This window comes from Streptomyces sp. NA04227, assembly GCF_013364195.1.
In the GTDB taxonomy this organism is placed as follows: Bacteria; Actinomycetota; Actinomycetes; order Streptomycetales; family Streptomycetaceae; genus Streptomyces.
The window spans coordinates 5,899,465-5,916,038 of the sequence record NZ_CP054918.1 but is presented as its reverse complement, the minus strand read 5'-3'; the positions used below and the strand labels follow the sequence as shown (position 1 = coordinate 5,916,038).

The following is a 16,574-nucleotide window of genomic DNA, read 5'->3' as shown; positions in this document are numbered from 1 at the left end:
GAGTCAGGTCCCTTCCTTACGTCACTTGGAGGCGCTGGTCGCCTTCGGGGCCGCCGGAGCGTCCTCGCCGAGCAGCTTGCCGTCCGAGGTCTCGAACTGCTTCTTGAAGTCCGCGATCGCCTCGGCGACGGCCTGCAGGGTGTCGTCGGACATCTTGCCGCCCTCCTTGATGGAGGTCATGAGGCCCTGGTGGCTGCGGTGCAGGTAGTCCAGGAGCTCACGCTCGAAGCGACGGATGTCGGCGACCGGCACCTCGTCCATCTTGCCGGTGGTACCCGCCCACACGGAGACGACCTGGTCCTCGGTCGGCATCGGCTGGTACTGAGCCTGCTTCAGCAGCTCGACCATGCGCTGACCGCGCTCCAGCTGGGCCTTGGACGCGGCGTCCAGGTCGGAACCGAAGGCGGCGAACGCCTCCAGCTCACGGAACTGGGCGAGGTCCACACGAAGACGTCCGGAGACCTGCTTCATGGCCTTGTGCTGGGCCGAACCACCGACGCGGGAGACCGAGATACCGACGTTCAGGGCCGGACGCTGACCGGCGTTGAACAGGTCGGACTCCAGGAAGCACTGGCCGTCGGTGATGGAGATGACGTTGGTCGGGATGAACGCCGAGACGTCGTTGGCCTTGGTCTCGACGATCGGCAGACCGGTCATCGAGCCCTTGCCCTCTTCGTCCGAGAGCTTCGCGCAGCGCTCGAGCAGACGGGAGTGCAGGTAGAAGACGTCACCCGGGTAGGCCTCACGGCCCGGCGGGCGGCGGAGCAGCAGGGACACGGCGCGGTAGGCGTCGGCCTGCTTCGAGAGGTCGTCGAAGATGATGAGGACGTGCTTGCCCTCGTACATCCACTGCTGGCCGATGGCCGAACCGGTGTACGGCGCCAGGTACTTGAAGCCGGCCGGGTCGGACGCCGGGGCGGCGACGATGGTCGTGTACTCCAGGGCGCCGGCCTCCTCCAGCGCACCGCGCACGGACGCGATGGTGGAGCCCTTCTGGCCGATGGCGACGTAGATGCAGCGGACCTGCTTGTTCACGTCGCCGGAGCGCCAGTTGTCGCGCTGGTTGATGATCGTGTCGACGGCCAGGGCGGTCTTGCCGGTCTGACGGTCACCGATGATCAGCTGACGCTGGCCACGGCCGATCGGGGTCATCGCGTCGACGGCCTTGTAGCCCGTCTCCATCGGCTCGTGCACCGACTTGCGCTGCATGACCGTGGGGGCCTGCAGCTCGAGGGCGCGGCGACCACTGGTCTCGATCTCGCCGAGGCCGTCGATCGCGTTGCCGAGCGGGTCGACGACGCGGCCGAGGTAGCCCTCGCCCACCGCGACGGAGAGGACCTCACCGGTACGGCTGACCGGCTGCCCCTCCTCGATGCCGCTGAACTCACCGAGGACGATGGCACCGATCTCGCGCTCCTCGAGGTTGAGGGCGAGGCCGAGGGTGCCGTCCTCGAACTTCAGCAGTTCGTTGGCCATGGCCGAGGGCAGGCCCTCGACCTTCGCGATGCCGTCGCCGGCAAGGGTGACCGTACCGACCTCCTCGCGCGAGGCCGCGTCCGGCTTGTACGACTGGACAAAGTTCTCCAGCGCGTCCCGGATCTCCTCCGGCCGGATCGTGAGCTCCGCCATCTGGGTTCCCTGCTCTCCTTGTTGGGCCCGAAGTTTCTTATGGGGTCTGGGGCTTTCTCACCTTGCGGCTCGGCCGCAGGCCCCCCAGAAACATTCACTGCACGGCCCAACGCGGGCCGTAGTCTTGCTCTTCTTCTTTGAAGCTGTACGGCTGTCACGGCCGCCACGGCTTGGGTCGCCGTGGCCGTCCGCTCGTGGTGCCGCGGTTGTCAGCCGGCCATCCGGCGGTTCGCGTCCTCGATGCGGTCCGCGATGCTGCCGTTGATGATCTCGTCGCCGACCTGCACCCGGATCCCGCCGAGGACCTCGGGGTCCACGTCGAGGTTGAGGTGCATCTCGCGCCCGTACAGCCGCGCCAGGACTCCGCCCAGACGCTGCTTCTGCTGATCGCTCAGCGGTACGGCCGAGGTGACGACGGCCACCGTACGGTCGCGACGCTCCGCGGCCAGCCCGGACAGGTCGAGGAGACCCGCTTCCAGGCTACGTCCACGGGGCTGGGACACGAGGCGCCCGACCAGCCGGACGGTCGCCTCCTGGGCCCGGCCGCCGAGCAGGCTGCGCAGCAGCTCGCCCTTGGCGGCGCCGGTCGCGGACTTGCTGGACAGCGCGGCACGCAGTTCGGTGTTCGAGGTGAGGATCCGGCCGAACCGGAACAGCTCGTCCTCGACGTCGTCCAGCGCGCCGGACCGCTGCGCCGCGGTGAGGTCGGCGATGTTCGCCAGCTCCTCCAGCGCGTCGACCAGGTCGCGGGACTGCGACCAGCGCGACCGCACCATGCCGGAGATCAGGTCGGCGCTCTCGCCACCCACCTGTCCGCCGAGCACCCGCGCGACCAGTTCGGCCTTGCCGTCTGCGGACTGCGCCGGGTCGGTGAGGACCCGACGCAGCGACACCTCGCGGTCGAGCAGCGCGGTGACGGCGGCCAGTTCGTCGGCGAGTGCCACCGCGGAGACGGACGTGTTGTCCGTCAGCGCGTCAAGGCGCTCACGTGCGGCAGCCAGTGCCTCGCGGCTCGCTCCGTTCATCGCGCGGCCTCGGCCTTCTCCTCGAGCTCGTCGAGGAAGCGGTCGATGGTCCGGCTCTGGCGAGCGTGGTCCTCGAGGGACTCGCCGACCAGCTTGCCGGCCAGGGTCGTGGCGAGCGTGCCCACGTCCTGACGCAGCGACTGCGCGGCGGCCTTGCGGTCGGCGTCGATCTGGGCGTGACCGGCGGCGATGATCTCCTCACGCTGCCGCTGGCCTTCCGCGCGCATCTCGGCGATGAGCGTGGCGCCCTGCTCCTGCGCCTCCTGGCGCAGCCGCGCGGCCTCGTGACGAGCCTCGGCGAGCTGAGCCTTGTACTGCTCGAGCACGCTCTCGGCCTCGGTCTTCGCGGCCTCGGCCTTCTCCATCCCGCCTTCGATCGCCTCGCGGCGCTCTTCCAGAACCTTGTTGATGTTCGGGAGGAGCTTCTTGGCGAGGAAGCCGAAAACGATGACGAAGGCGATCAAGCCGATGATGAGCTCGGGGATCGGAGGAACGATCGGGTTCTGCGGTTCCTCCTGCGCGAGCTGAACCAGAGGGTTCACATCAGTGCCTTTCGTCTCTGCGGACTGATCGTCTGTACGTCAGCCGGCGATCAGGAGCCGTAGACGAACGGCATGACCAGACCGATAAGGGCGAGCGCCTCACAGAAGGCGAAACCGAGGATCTGGTTGTTACGGATCAGGGAAGCAGCCTCGGGCTGGCGGGCGAGCGCCTCGGTGCCCTTACCGAAGATGATGCCGATGCCGACGCCGGGGCCGATGGCGGCCAGGCCGTAGCCGATGGAGCCGAGGGCCTTGATGTCACCGGTGAGGCCTTCGGCGGCGAGGGTCTGGAGAGCGGACATGCCGGTTCTTCCTTCTCTTTCATGGGCCGGTGGGGGTTGGCCACCGGACGATATGTGGGTCCTTGCGGAGCAGGGGCTCAGTGGTGCTCGGCGAGCGCGCCCTGGATGTAGGAGCAGGCCAGGAGCACGAAGACGTATGCCTGCAGCGCCTGGATGAAGAGCTCGAAGGCCGTCATCACGATGACCATCACGAACGAGACACCCGCGTAGGCGATGCCGATGCCGTTCAGCAGGTACCAGCTTGCGATCGTGAAGAGCACGAGCAGGGTGTGGCCGGCGAACATGTTGGCGAAGAGTCGCACGGCGTGGGTGAAGGGCCGAACCAGGAGGTTCGAGAAGAGCTCGATGGTCATCGACAGCGGAAGGACGGCGCCCAGCGACTTGTCATAGCCCGCGATGTTCTTGAAGGCGCCCACAAAACCGTGCCGCTTGAAGGTGAGGCTCACCCACGTGATGTACACAATCAGTGCGAGCCCTGCCGGGTACGCGATGATCGACGTCACCGGGAATTGTGCGAGTGGCACGATCGACCAGAGGTTCATCATCCAGACGAAGAAGAACATCGAGACGATGAGCGGTACGTACTTCTCGCCCTCGCGCTTGCCGATGGTCTCGTAGACGATCCCGCGCCGGATGAAGTCGTAGCCGGCCTCGGCGACCATCTGCAGCTTGCCGGGAACGACCTTCGGCTTGCTGAACGCGGCCCAGAAGAAGCCGAGAATGATGATCGAGCCGAGCAGGGCCAGCAGCATCGTCTTGTTGAAGTAGACGCCCGGCCACAGGGCCGCGCCGCCGGCTTCACCCACGATGGGGTCGAACATGAACGAGTGCAGGCCAGGAGCGGGAAAGCCACAACCGTCGAAGATGTGGCAGTCGGTCTCGAAGGCGAGCACCTGAGACGGTTCAGCACTCACCGCGGGCTCCTTCAGCGTGGCGCATGGGTACGGCAACCTCGTTGTGTCGGCGCGGCGCGAGGCCGCGGTTCGGCACTGGACTGGTGTTACGGATGTGGGGGCGGCGAATGGGCTCAGAGCCTCGCGTTGGGACAGGCGTCAGCTCGGATGCCCGCGCCCGCAGTGCCGCAGTTGGCACCGGACGATAGCAGGATCCCGAACGCGCCTTTATCCCGCCCCTACCTCTCACGACGGCGACCCCACCTTGTTCGCCGCGGGAGCCTGATCCGATTCGGGTTCTACGTAGAGGGTCTTGGCCGTCATGTGAGCGCGGGCCTGAGCCGCCATCCACACGATGGTCGAGACAACGAGCGAGACCGCGAACGCCTTCGGGTTGAAGAGGCTGGTGTCCTTGAACACCGCCACGAAGATCATGAGCAGCAGCAGTTGAGCGACGTAGAGCATCATGCCCATCGCCTGGAACAACTGCGGGAGCGACTTCGCCGTGCGCTGCAGGGCATACAGGCCGAGGCCCATGAACGCGATGACGACCAGGGTGCCCACCACTCCACCGAGCGCCCCCTTGCCGCCCGCGATCACACCGCTGGCAACAGTGGTGAGCGCACCCACGATGGCCGTGGGCACCGCGGCGTGCAGAAGATTCCGGGCGTCATTGGAGGGCATGGCGGCAACTCCGCTTACTGGGAGGGGGCAGGGTGTCGTCATGGACGAGCGTAGTGCGGTGCAAGGGGTGGACCTCGGCCCAATTGACCCGCGTAAAGCGGGCCTTCAGCTCTGGTTCCGGGGTCTCGTGAACGCTATCACAAACTATTTGATGAGACCTTTACCTGTAAAGTGTGCTGGCTGTCACACATGAGAAGCAAGGTGCGCGTCTGTGCAGCTTCGCGGCCAACTTATGTGCTATGGCGCCGATTTGTCACATCGCGCGGGTGATCGACAAGGCCCCGCGACGAGGCTCTCGGGCGGTCAGCTGGAGCTTCCCGCCCTGCTCCGGCCGCCCAGCGCGGTCGCCCCCGCAGGGCGCCCCGCAGCCGGGTTGTCGCGGTTTGTGTGTTCTTCTTCACCGTTGCGCGAGGCCGCATCGCTCGCGGACCCGGACCCCGTGCCGTCGGTCGTCGCGAGCCCGCGAGTGATCAACGACCCATCGGCGCCCGCCGGTTCCGCCACGACGGCGGTGGCACCGGCAGCGGCCGTGACGCCGGTGCTGTCGTCGGAGCCGGAGCCGGAGTCCGAGTCGGAGCCGGCAGTGCCGCTGTCCTTCCCGTCACGGTCACCGTCACCGCTGTCGCCGCCCTCCTCCTCGTCCCGGTACCGCGGCGGCACCATCCCCTGTGCCCAGCGCGGTGCCCGCGGCTGGAAGCGCGGCAGCAGGAGCAGCACCAGGCCGACGAAGCTGAGGATCACGACCGTGAGCACGATCCACAGCGACGCGGAGTTGACCGAGTACGCGAGGGCGCCGAAGGCGATCAGGGCCGACCAGAAGTACATGATCAGGACCGCGCGGCTGTGCGAGTGCCCGATCTGGAGCAGCCGGTGGTGCAGGTGACCGCGGTCGGCGGCGAACGGCGACTGGCCGCGCCAGGTGCGCCGGACGATGGCCAGGATCAGGTCGGCCGCGGGGATGGCGATGATCGTCAGCGGCAGCAGCAGCGGGATGTACACGGGCACCGTCTGGTGCACCGAGTTGCGCTCCGAACCGGAGAAGAGGTTCATCGCATCCGGGTCGACCTGTCCGGTGATGGAGATCGCCCCGGCCGCGAGCACCAGGCCGATGAGCATCGAGCCCGAGTCGCCCATGAAGATCCGCGCGGGATGCATGTTGTGCGGCAGGAAGCCCAGGCACATGCCCATGAGGATCGCCGAGAAGAGAGTGGCGGGCGCCGCCGCCTCCAGGCCGTAGCCGTACCAGATGCGGTACGCGTACATGAAGAAGGCCGCGGTGGCGATGCAGACGACTCCGGAGGCGAGGCCGTCCAGACCGTCGACGAAGTTGACCGCGTTGATGGTGATGACGACCAGGGCGACGGTGAGCAGGGTGCCCTGCCACTGGGTGAGCGCGACCATGCCGACACCGGGGACCGGCAGCCACAGGATGGTCAGGCCCTGCATGACCATGACGCCAGCGGCGATCATCTGGGCGCCGAGCTTGATCAGGGCGTCGATCTCGAACTTGTCGTCCAGGACGCCGACGATCCAGATCAGCGCGGCGCCGGAGAGCAGGGCGCGCGGCTCGTTGGAGTTCTCGAAGACCTCGTTGAGGTTCGGCAGGTGGCTGGCGGCGAGCAGACCCGCGCACAGCCCGAAGAACATGGCGATGCCGCCGAGGCGGGGCGTGGGCTCCTTGTGCACGTCGCGGGCCCTGACCTCGGGCATCGCCCCGGCCACGATCGCGAACTTCCGCACCGGGCCGGTCAGCAGATAGGTCACCGCGGCCGTGATGCAGAGCGTCAGGAGATATTCACGCACGGGCTTCCCCACAGATGTCGCTGGCGGCCTGGGCGGGCAGGTCCGACGTGCTCTCGCGCACCGTCGCCGAGGGCGGCGCGGGTGCGTCGTCGGACTGTCACGCCTAGTCCCACACCCTAGACGAGCCGAGGTCAGGTCTTTGCCGGAGCCCGGACCGGACCCTCCGCCACCGAGGGCGGCCACTCGGGAACGCAGGCCCCCTGACTGTGACGGCCGGGGACCTCCGAAGGTTGCACTTCCCGCATTCCGGTCTGTATTCCGCTCTGCATATCGGTCAGCATTCCGGTCTGCATCTCGGCCTGCATTCCGGTCTGCATCCCGCTCTACGGGAGGCCCGCGCCGCCGGGCTCAGGAGACTCCTCCGCTCCCAGGACACTGCCGCTCCCAGGAGACTCCCCCGTTCCCAGGAGGCCCGCTCTCAGGCCGCTCCCCCGCCCACCTCCGCGAACGCCGCCCCCGGCGGAAACCGCGACGTCAGTTCCGCCACCTCGGCCCGGGCCGCCCGGCTGTCCAGCCCGCCGCGCAGCACCGCGGCGAAGAGCACCGCGATGCGGACCATCTCGGGCTCCCTCATGCCCTGCGTGGTGACGGCGGCCGTGCCGAGCCGCAGACCGCGGGCGCCCGGGTGCGGCAGGGCGCAGGTGTCCAGGACCAGTCCCGCCGCGGCCAGCCTGCTGCGGGCGGTGCGGCCCTCGACGCCGAGGGGGCCCACGTCGGCGAGTACGAGATGGGTGTCCGTACCGCCGGTGACGACGTTCAGGCCCTCGGCGGTGAGGGTGTCGGCCAGGGCCTGGGCATTGGCGACGACCTGCCGGGTGTACGCGGCGAAGGCGGGCGTCGCGGCCTCGCCGAAGGCGACCGCCTTGGCGGCGATGGTGTGCATCTGCGCACCGCCCTGGGTGAACGGGAAGACCGCGCGGTCCACCCGCTCCGCGTACTGCGTGCCGCACAGGATCATCCCGCCGCGCGGTCCGCGCAGCACCTTGTGCGTGGTGGCGCAGACGAGGTCGGCGTACGGGACGGGGCTCGGCGCCGAGCCGCCCGCGACCAGGCCCATGGGGTGCGCGGCGTCGGCGATCAGATAGGCGCCCACCTCGTCGGCGATGTCGCGGAAGGCCGCGTAGTCGAGGTGGCGCGGGTAGGAGATCGAGCCGCAGACGAGGGCCTTGGGGCGGTGGGTGCGGGCCAGGGCGCGTACCTGCTCCATGTCGAGCAGTCCGCTCTCCGGGTCGACGCCGTAGCCGACGAAGTCGAACCAGCGCCCGGAGAAGTTCGACGGCGAGCCGTGGGTCAGATGGCCGCCGGCGGGCAGCGCCATCGCGAGCACCGTGTCGCCGGGGCGCAGCACGGCGGCGTAGGCGGCGAGCACGGCGGAGGAGCCGGAGTGCGGCTGGACGTTGGCGTGCTCGGCGCCGAACAGGGCCCTGGCGCGGTCGATCGCGGTGCGTTCGGCGACGTCGACGATCTCGCAGCCGCCGTGGTGGCGGGCGCCCGGATAGCCCTCCGCGTATTTGTTGGCGAACGGGGAGCCGAGCGCGGCGAGGACGGCGGGCGAGGTGAAGTTCTCGGCGGCGATGAGCTGGAGTGTGACGGCCTGGCGTTCGCTCTCGGCCGCGAGGATCTCCGCCATCTCCGGGTCCTGGCCGCGCAGGACCGCGTCGTCCGCGCTGTCCGCGCCGCTGGCGGGCCGCGTCGCGGCATGGGTGACCGGCATCATCGACTCCGGACCTCACCGGTCCCCCGCCCACCACCCCCGGCGGGCACCGGGGCGACACAAGGTTGCTGGGGACAGGCGAATGTTCGCAGGTCCACTCTAGGCCGGGGCCCGACCGGCCGCGCGGCAGGAAACCGCTCGCCGTACGGCGAAAACCGCCCGCCGGAAGACGGGCATCGTGCGGGACCCGGCTCGGCGCCCCGCTCATGACCGCCCACCCCGGTCAGGCGCGGGCCCGTACCCCCGTCAGCGCCGTCACCACCGGATCCAGCGCCTGGTTGATCTCCTCGCCGATGGAGCGGAAGAACGGCAGCGGAGCGCCGTAGGGGTCGTGGACCTCGTCCGCCTCGGCGGTCGGGGCGAGCAGCCACCCGCGCAGCGCGGCGGCGGCGCGCACCAGGGCGCGGGCGCGCTCGACCACTCCGCCGTCGAGCGGATCGGGCAGGGTCGCCGGGTCGATGGCCCGTACGAGCCGGGTGAACTCCTTGAGCGTGAAGGTGCGCAGGCCCGCGGAGTGGCCCATGGAGATGACCTGGGCCCGGTGGTCCCGGGTGGCGGTGAGCACCAGGTCGGCCCGGATGACGTGGTCGTCGAGCAGCTCGCGCCCGGTGAAGCCGCCCGCGTACGCGCCGAAGTCGGCGAGTACGGCCTCGGCGTTGGCCTCCATCGGGGCGCCCTCGTGGCCCCAGGTGCCCGCGCTCTCCACGATCAGACCGCCGATCACCACCGGATGGCCGCCCTCGGGCACGGTGGCGGGCAGCAGCCCGAGCCGGTGTGCCAGGGCATGGCGGGTCAGCCGCTCGGTGATCGGCGAGCGGCAGACGTTGCCGGTGCTGACGTGGAGGATTCTGAACGTGTCGCCGAGGGCGGCGTCAGGTATGCCACGCCCCTCAGGGGTCGTCAATTGGCCACCTCGAGGTCGGGCACGACCTTGCGCAGTTCGTCCGCGTCGAGGGCACCGGCACGCAGCAGGACCGGCACCTCGCCCGTGACGTCGACGATCGAGGACGGCACGATGCCCGGCGTCGGGCCGCCGTCGAGGTAGACCGAGACCGAGTCGCCGAGCATCTGCTGGGCGGCGTCGCAGTCCTCCGGCGCCGGGTGCCCGGTGAGGTTGGCCGAGGAGACGGCCATCGGGCCGACGTCGGTGAGCAGTTCGATGGCCACCGGGTGCAGCGGCATCCGTACGGCGACGGTGCCGCGGGTGTCGCCGAGGTCCCACTGGAGGGAGGGCTGGTGGCGGGCGACCAGGGTCAGGGCGCCGGGCCAGAAGGCGTCGACGAGTTCCCAGGCCCGCTCGGAGAAGTCGGTGACCAGGCCGTGCAGCGTGTTCGGGGAGCCGATGAGCACGGGGGTGGGCATGTTGCGGCCCCGGCCCTTGGCGTCGAGCAGGTCACTGACGGCCTCGGCGGTGAACGCGTCCGCGCCGATTCCGTACACCGTGTCGGTGGGCAGTACGACCAGCTCGCCCCGCCGGACGGCGGACGCGGCCTCGCGCAGGCCCGTCAGGCGGTCGGTCGCGTCGTTGGTGTCGTATCGCCGTGCCATCGTGGCCGGGCCTCCTCGGTCGGGGTTTCCCGCTGGGGTGCGTCAACTCGGGGGAAGGATCGGGGGCTTGGCAGCCCGGAAGGGGTGGGGGGCGAGGCGTCCGCCGCTCAGGGCAGCGCCTTGCGGGCGGTGGCGAAGCGGGGACGCTTGTTCAGGTCGGGGTGGTCGGCCGCGTCGGCCCAGCCCGACTCCTCGTTGAAGATCCAGGGCACCTGCCCGCCCTGGGTGTCGGCGTGCTCGACGACGACCACGCCGCCGGGGCGCAGCAGCCGGTGCGCGGTGCGCTCGATGCCGCGGATGGTGTCGAGCCCGTCCTCACCGGAGAACAGGGCGAGCTGGGGGTCGTGGTCGCGGGCCTCGGGCGCCACGTACTCCCACTCGGTGAGCGGGATGTACGGCGGGTTGGAGACCACCAGGTCGACCTGGCCGTCGAGTTCGGGCAGGGCGCTGAGCGCGTCGCCCTGGTGCACGGTGACGCGGGAGCCCTCGGCGTTCTTGCGGGTCCACACCAGCGCGTCCTCGGACAGCTCGACGGCGTGCACGCGCGAGCGCGGCACCTCCTGGGCCATGGCCAGGGCGATCGCCCCGGAGCCGGCGCACAGGTCCACGATGAGCGGTTCGACGACGTCCATGGCGCGGACCGCGTCTATGGCCCAGCCGACGACGGACTCGGTCTCCGGGCGCGGTACGAACACCCCCGGCCCGACCTGGAGTTCCAGGTAGCGGAAGTAGGCGAGTCCGGTGATGTGCTGGAGCGGTTCGCGGGCCTCGCGGCGCGCGACGGTCTCCCAGTAGCGGGCGTCGAAGTCGGTGTCCGGGACCATGTGCAGCGCGCCCCGCTTCACGCCGTGCACGAACGCGGCGAGTTCCTCCGCGTCGTTGCGCGGCGAGGGCACACCGGCGTCGGCCAGCCGCTGGGTGGCCTGGGCCACCTCCGCGAGCAGCACACTGCGGGGGCTGCTGCTTGGGGGGCGCTCCCCAAATTGTTGCGGCACTGGTCCTCCGGGGCTGAGCTGGTATTCCGGTGGGCACGGCGGTGACTCCGCCGTGCCCGGTCCGCCTCAGGCGGCGGCGAGCTTGGCGGCCGAGTCGGCGTCCACACAGGCCTGGATCACGGCGTCGAGCTCACCGTCGAGCACCTGGTCCAGGTTGTAGGACTTGAAGCCGACGCGGTGGTCGGAGATGCGGTTCTCCGGGTAGTTGTACGTACGGATCTTCTCGGAGCGGTCGACCGTACGCACCTGGCTGCGGCGGGCGTCGGCGGCCTTGGACTCGGCCTCCTCCTGTGCCGCGGCGAGCAGCCTGGAGCGCAGGATGCGCAGCGCCTGCTCCTTGTTCTGGAGCTGGCTCTTCTCGTTCTGGCAGGAGGCGACGACCCCGGTGGGCAGGTGCGTGATGCGTACCGCGGAGTCGGTGGTGTTGACCGACTGGCCGCCCGGCCCGGAGGACCGGTAGACGTCGATCCGCAGGTCGTTGGGGTTGATCTCGACGTCGATCTCCTCGGCCTCCGGGGTCACCAGGACTCCGGCCGCCGAGGTGTGGATACGGCCCTGCGACTCGGTCGCGGGCACCCGCTGCACCCGGTGCACGCCGCCCTCGTACTTCAGGCGGGCCCAGACGCCCTGGCCGGGCTCGGGGGTGACGTTGCCCTTGGTCTTCACGGCGACCTGGACGTCCTTGTAGCCGCCGAGTTCGGACTCGGTGGAGTCGATGATCTCGGTCTTCCAGCCGACGCGCTCGGCGTAGCGCAGGTACATCCGCAGCAGATCACCGGCGAACAGGGCGGACTCGTCGCCGCCCGCGCCCGCCTTGATCTCCAGGATGACGTCCTTGTCGTCGCTCGGGTCGCGCGGCACGAGCAGCAGCCGCAGCTTCTCGGTGAGTTCCTCGCGCTGCTGCTCCAGGTCCTTGACCTCGGCGGCGAAGTCCGGGTCGTCGGCGGCCAGTTCGCGCGCGGTGACGAGGTCCTCGCCGTGCTGCTTCCAGGAGCGGTACGTGGCGACGATCGGGGTGAGCTCGGCGTACCGCTTGTTGAGCTTGCGCGCGCCCGCCTGGTCTGCGTGCACGCCGGGGTCCGCGAGCTGCTTCTCCAATGAGGCGTGCTCGCCGACGAGGTCCTCGACCGCCTCGAACATCTGGGGCTCCTGGGTTGGGGGGTCTCCGGCGCTCCCGGGGAGCGCGGAGAGGTGCGGAAGAAGGGTGCGGCACGCGCCGTACGGGCCGCGCGCGCCGGTGTGCGGGCCAAGAGCCCGGGTCACCGGCAGCGACGCGGCGCGTGCGTGCCGTGCGCACAAGCCGAGCAAAAACGCCGGTCCCGGCGCCCTCGAAGGGGCGGCCGTGGACCGGCGCGGACGCCTCGCTACTTGGCGGCAGCCTTCTTGCCGAAGCGGGCCTCGAAGCGGGCCACACGGCCACCGGTGTCGAGGATCTTCTGCTTGCCCGTGTAGAACGGGTGGCACTCGGAGCAGACCTCGGCACGGATGGTGCCGCCGGAGAGCGTGCTGCGGGTGGTGAACGACGCGCCGCAGGTGCAGCTGACCTGGGTCTCGACGTACTCGGGGTGAATTTCGCGCTTCAAGGGAATCTCCTGTGTTCTCGGGAGGGCTCCGGGTCGTCTGCGCGGATTGCGGGACGTGAACCGGGGCCGACGTATCAGTCTGCCAGGACTGACCGCATCTCCCAAAACCGGGGTGGGAGCGGATCTATTCCGCACACCCGTACGTGACCGGTGGCGCGGGAGCGCACGACGGCAGCGCGGGAGCGCACGACGGCCCGGACCGCGCGCGGCGGGGGTGCGTGCGCCCGCCCGGACGGTGCGTGGGGCGGGCGCGTGCGCCGTGCCTACGGAACACGGGGCTGCGGAAGAGAAGCGGGCGGCCGGAAATGCGTGAGCCCGTCGGCCCGTCAGCCCCCGTCGACGACCGCGCCCACCGAGCCCTTGTCCCCGGCGGAGTCCTCGGTGGCCGAGGCGGGGATGGGGCGGTCGGCCCGGAGCGCGGCCCAGACCTGGGCGTCGGCCTTCTCCTGGGGCAGTACGCGGTTGGGGTCCGCCGGGTCGTACTGGACCGGCAGCGTCACCATCTTCATGTCGCCCCCGCCGATGCCGCGCAGCCCGCTGGCGAAGGCGGCGAGGTCCTTGACCGAGTCCAGCTTGGAGTCGGTGGTGATCGCGCTGGTCGCGGTGTCGGCGAGGTCGTACGACTTCTTCCAGCTGCTGAACAGGCCGACGTCCTTGACCTGGTCGATCAGTGCCTTGACGAAGGCCTGCTGGAGCTGGATGCGGCCGAGGTCGCTGCCGTCGCCGACGGCGTGCCGGGTACGGACGAGGCCGAGCGACTGCTCACCGTCGAGCGTGTGCGGGCCGGGGGCCAGGTGCAGATGGCTCTTGGGGTCGTCGATCCGCTCCTTGGTGGTGATGTCCACGCCACCGAGGGTGTCGATGAGCTTCTTGAAGCCCGTGAAGTCGACTTCCAGGTAGTGGTCCATCCGGATCCCGGACAGCGACTCGACCGTCTTGACGGCGCAGGCGGGACCGCCCACCTCGTAGGCGGTGTTGAACATCTGCCGCTGTCCGCCCGCCGCCGTGCCGCCGTCCCGGCCGGGGCAGTCGGGGCGAGTGATGAGGGTGTCGCGCGGTATGGAGACGACGCTGGCCTTCTTGTGGCCCTCGTAGACGTGCACGATCATCGCGGTGTCCGAGCGGGCACCGCCCTGGTCCTGGCCGTACTTGGCATTGGCGCCGGAGCGGGAGTCGGAGCCCATCACCAGGATGTCGAGAGAGCCGTTGTCGACGTTGGGCGGCCGGTCGTCGTCACGGAGCTGGTTGTCGATGTCGACGCCGGTGAGGTTGCCGTTGAGCTGGAAGTACAGGTAACCGGCGCCCGCGCCGCCGAGCACCGCCAGGGCGGCGGTGGTCCAGGCCGTGGAGAGCAGGACCTTGCGGCGGGTGGTGTGCGGCTTGCGTCGGCGGCCCTTCACGCGGCGCGCGCCGGGCGCACCTGTGGCCGGTGTACTGGGCTCGGTCATGCGCTCCCTCGGTCCTCCTGCGGTCGGCCACCCCCTGTGTCCAGGGCCTGATGACAACGGCGTTGGTCCTGCCGCTCTAGACGGCAGGACGGGAAGAAGGGTTGCACAGCACTCTGTGCAATCGGCGTGACCAAGAATGCACAAAAAGTGACCGAATCGTTGTCCGATCCGGTCCTCACCTGCGAATTCCCGACGAAGAACAGCCGTACGGAGGGCATCGCCCCGTTTCTGCGGCTGTGGTGAAGATCTCCGGCGCCACCTGTGCGCGCCCGCCCACGACGCCCCCGCAGTCATGGACCGGCGCGCACAGGTCCCCCCGTGCAACCGGCAGGCTGCTCGCAGGGGACGACCCGCTCCCCCGTTCTCCCCCGTTGGGCGGTCCGGATTCTCCGCCCGCGAGTTCGTCCCCCGCGGCAACCTCTGCCATGAATACTGCGCCACCCGGGGCCTCTTGTCGTTGGCGTACAGCGCACAGAATCCTTGACACTGCGCGCACTCGCCGCGGGGCGAAGGGGAACCGAATCGTCCGCCGACGCGTGACACGTAAGCGGAACTTGCGGGGCGGGTACGGCAGTTGTCCCCTCAAGCGCACACATCCTTGACGTGAGGGGTCCGATGCAGGTCACAGGCCGGATTTCGGAGCGCGCACGGGGCACTGACCGGAAGGTCGCCGCATATTCCGCGAACGCTCGCCCCGTGGGTGTTGAACGATGCCCCGCACACCGGCGAGGATGCCCGCACGTCACAGGGGGGCAAGGGGGGCCGTATTGATTCGGATGGAGTTCCGCGCGTGCCGCGCACACCACCGCCGACCGGTGCTCGCAGAAGAGTGCCGACGCCTGCGGAAAGGCACCGCGCCCCGGGGACCACTGCCGTTTCCCGGGCCCCCCACCCCCCACACCTCCACCGATCGCCCGCCCCATCTTTTCCAGGACAGTGGATTGACCGTCGGATCAAGTAGTCAGCAGCCGCACCACAGCCGGTGCGGCAGGCGCCGGGCGGCCCCATGCCCGTCGCTGACGCCTCGTCACCTCAAGGGCATGCGCCGTACGCCGCGGTCCGCACCGGCGCACACGCGGACCGGGGGGACGACGCGGACCGCAGGGGGGAAGCAGCACGGTGTGCGCCCGCGACAGGGGTGCTCGGCCGGATTCGGGGGACAGCGGGGCGCCGGACCGGGCGGCCCGGCACAGCAGGGAAGCGGGCCCCGCCCGTCGGCACGAAAAGGGAGCACACCGTGATCGACGATCTCGAGTTCAACGGGGAAGAGCTGACCCGCGCCGAACGCTTCGACGCCTGGATGGACATGGCGCGCGCCAGCATCATGCCCGCGAAGCTGACCTCGGACGCCCCGCTGGACTGCGACAGCCTCTTCGACGGTGCGATGCTCGGCCCGGTGATGCTCCTGTCCGCCAGCGCTCCCCCGCTCAAGGCCGTCCGTACGCCCCGACTGATCACGGCCGACGACCCGGAGATGTACGAGCTGGCCATGCCCTACCAGGGGCAGGGCATCCTGGAACAGGCGGGACGTACGGCGGTCTACGGACCCGGCTCCCTCATGGTCGCGAGCACCTCGCTGCCCTTCGAGTCGCACGGACGGCTCGTCGACGGACGGCTGGCCTTCACCAAGTTCTACCTGCCGCGCAAGATGGTGCCGATCCCGCCGGACAAGGTGGAACGCCTGCTCGCCACCCCGCTGTCCACGAGCGAGGGCATGGGCGCCCTGTTCGCCAAGATCCTGCGGAACATGGTCACCGACGCCGCGAGCCTCGGCGACTCCGACCGGGCCCGGCTCGGCACCGTGGTGACCGACATGTTCACCGCCTTCGTCGCGCACCACCTCGAAGAGGACAGCAAGCTCCCGCCGGAGAGCCAGAGCCGCACCCTCTTCCTACGCGTCAAGGACTTCATCCGGCACAACCTGCACGACCCCGAACTCTCCGCGGACACCGTGGCCGCCGCCCACCACATCTCCTCGCGCTACCTCTACCGCCTGTTCCAGGAGAACGGCCTGACCGTCCGCTCCTGGATCCGCACCCAGCGCCTGGAGGAGTGCGCCCGCGCCCTCGGCGACCCGGTCCAACTGGCCACCCCCATCAACGAGTTGGCGCTGCGCTGGGGCTTCAGCCACCCGGCCGCCTTCAGCCGCGCCTTCCGTGAGGCCTACGGCGTCTCGCCGCGCGACTACCGCATGCGACAGGTGGCACGGGCGGTGGCCTGACCGGTCGGGTACGGGGGCGGTGTACGGGGACCAGCCGCCGGGCCGCCACCTCGGCGGCCCTCCCGTGCACGGGCGCCCGTGCCCCGGTTCCCGCGTCCCCGGACCGCGCACGCCGGTGCGCGACAGCCCGCGCGCGCACGGCGCACCCCTGGCACCCGGGTGCCCCGCGTGCCACCCCTATCCCCAC

At 70.0% G+C, this 16,574-nt stretch carries 15 protein-coding genes; 1 reads left to right on the top strand and 14 read right to left on the bottom strand.

Annotated features, from left to right (window positions below; translation table 11 throughout):
- Window positions 1–21 precede the first annotated feature (21 nt).
- The 14 genes from atpA to HUT18_RS25170 form a co-directional block, all read right to left on the bottom strand.
- Window positions 22–1,629 (bottom strand): F0F1 ATP synthase subunit alpha, encoded by a 1,608-nt coding sequence (atpA, locus tag HUT18_RS25235; protein WP_176102826.1) that lies wholly within the window; start codon window positions 1,627–1,629, stop codon window positions 22–24.
- Between the two features lie 209 nt (window positions 1,630–1,838).
- Window positions 1,839–2,654 (bottom strand): F0F1 ATP synthase subunit delta, encoded by an 816-nt coding sequence (locus tag HUT18_RS25230; protein WP_176102825.1) that lies wholly within the window; start codon window positions 2,652–2,654, stop codon window positions 1,839–1,841.
- Window positions 2,651–3,196: a F0F1 ATP synthase subunit B gene (locus HUT18_RS25225; protein WP_176102824.1), complete on the bottom strand. Its 546-nt coding sequence runs from the start codon at window positions 3,194–3,196 to the stop codon at window positions 2,651–2,653. The genes HUT18_RS25230 and HUT18_RS25225 overlap by 4 nt, the downstream gene beginning before the upstream one ends.
- Window positions 3,197–3,246: 50 nt before the next feature.
- Window positions 3,247–3,498 carry an ATP synthase F0 subunit C gene (atpE, locus tag HUT18_RS25220; RefSeq protein ID WP_176102823.1) on the bottom strand — a complete coding sequence of 84 codons (252 nt, stop codon included), beginning with the start codon at window positions 3,496–3,498 and terminating at the stop codon, window positions 3,247–3,249.
- Between the two features lie 77 nt (window positions 3,499–3,575).
- The gene (gene atpB, locus HUT18_RS25215) at window positions 3,576–4,427 is read right to left on the bottom strand and encodes a F0F1 ATP synthase subunit A (protein WP_176104798.1); all 852 of its coding nucleotides are present in this window, start codon (window positions 4,425–4,427) and stop codon (window positions 3,576–3,578) included.
- 210 nt (window positions 4,428–4,637) lie between these two features.
- Window positions 4,638–5,075 carry a hypothetical protein gene (locus HUT18_RS25210; RefSeq protein ID WP_176102822.1) on the bottom strand — a complete coding sequence of 146 codons (438 nt, stop codon included), beginning with the start codon at window positions 5,073–5,075 and terminating at the stop codon, window positions 4,638–4,640.
- A gap of 303 nt (window positions 5,076–5,378) precedes the next feature.
- Entirely contained in the window at window positions 5,379–6,878 is a 1,500-nt protein-coding gene (locus HUT18_RS25205; RefSeq protein ID WP_254878801.1) for an MraY family glycosyltransferase, read from the bottom strand.
- A gap of 418 nt (window positions 6,879–7,296) precedes the next feature.
- Window positions 7,297–8,592, bottom strand: a complete 1,296-nt coding sequence (gene glyA / locus HUT18_RS25200) for a serine hydroxymethyltransferase (protein ID WP_176102821.1) — start codon at window positions 8,590–8,592, stop codon at window positions 7,297–7,299.
- A 223-nt stretch (window positions 8,593–8,815) separates the two neighbouring features.
- Window positions 8,816–9,496 carry a protein-tyrosine-phosphatase gene (locus HUT18_RS25195; protein WP_176102820.1) on the bottom strand — a complete coding sequence of 227 codons (681 nt, stop codon included), beginning with the start codon at window positions 9,494–9,496 and terminating at the stop codon, window positions 8,816–8,818.
- Window positions 9,493–10,140 carry an L-threonylcarbamoyladenylate synthase gene (locus tag HUT18_RS25190; RefSeq protein ID WP_176102819.1) on the bottom strand — a complete coding sequence of 216 codons (648 nt, stop codon included), beginning with the start codon at window positions 10,138–10,140 and terminating at the stop codon, window positions 9,493–9,495. Before HUT18_RS25190 ends, HUT18_RS25195 begins: the two co-directional genes overlap by 4 nt.
- Before the next feature lie 107 nt (window positions 10,141–10,247).
- A complete protein-coding gene (gene prmC / locus HUT18_RS25185) occupies window positions 10,248–11,135 on the bottom strand; it encodes a peptide chain release factor N(5)-glutamine methyltransferase (protein ID WP_176102818.1) in 888 nt (295 codons plus the stop codon).
- A 66-nt stretch (window positions 11,136–11,201) separates the two neighbouring features.
- Window positions 11,202–12,275 (bottom strand): peptide chain release factor 1, encoded by a 1,074-nt coding sequence (prfA, locus tag HUT18_RS25180; protein WP_176102817.1) that lies wholly within the window; start codon window positions 12,273–12,275, stop codon window positions 11,202–11,204.
- 224 nt (window positions 12,276–12,499) lie between these two features.
- Window positions 12,500–12,718, bottom strand: a complete 219-nt coding sequence (rpmE, locus tag HUT18_RS25175) for a 50S ribosomal protein L31 (protein ID WP_176102816.1) — start codon at window positions 12,716–12,718, stop codon at window positions 12,500–12,502.
- 326 nt (window positions 12,719–13,044) lie between these two features.
- A complete protein-coding gene (locus HUT18_RS25170; protein ID WP_176102815.1) occupies window positions 13,045–14,166 on the bottom strand; it encodes an LCP family protein in 1,122 nt (373 codons plus the stop codon).
- Window positions 14,167–15,403: 1,237 nt separating this feature from the next.
- Between HUT18_RS25170 and HUT18_RS25165 the strand changes: the two genes are divergently transcribed.
- Entirely contained in the window at window positions 15,404–16,387 is a 984-nt protein-coding gene (locus tag HUT18_RS25165) for a helix-turn-helix domain-containing protein (RefSeq protein ID WP_176102814.1), read from the top strand.
- The last annotated feature ends 187 nt before the right edge of the window (window positions 16,388–16,574 follow it).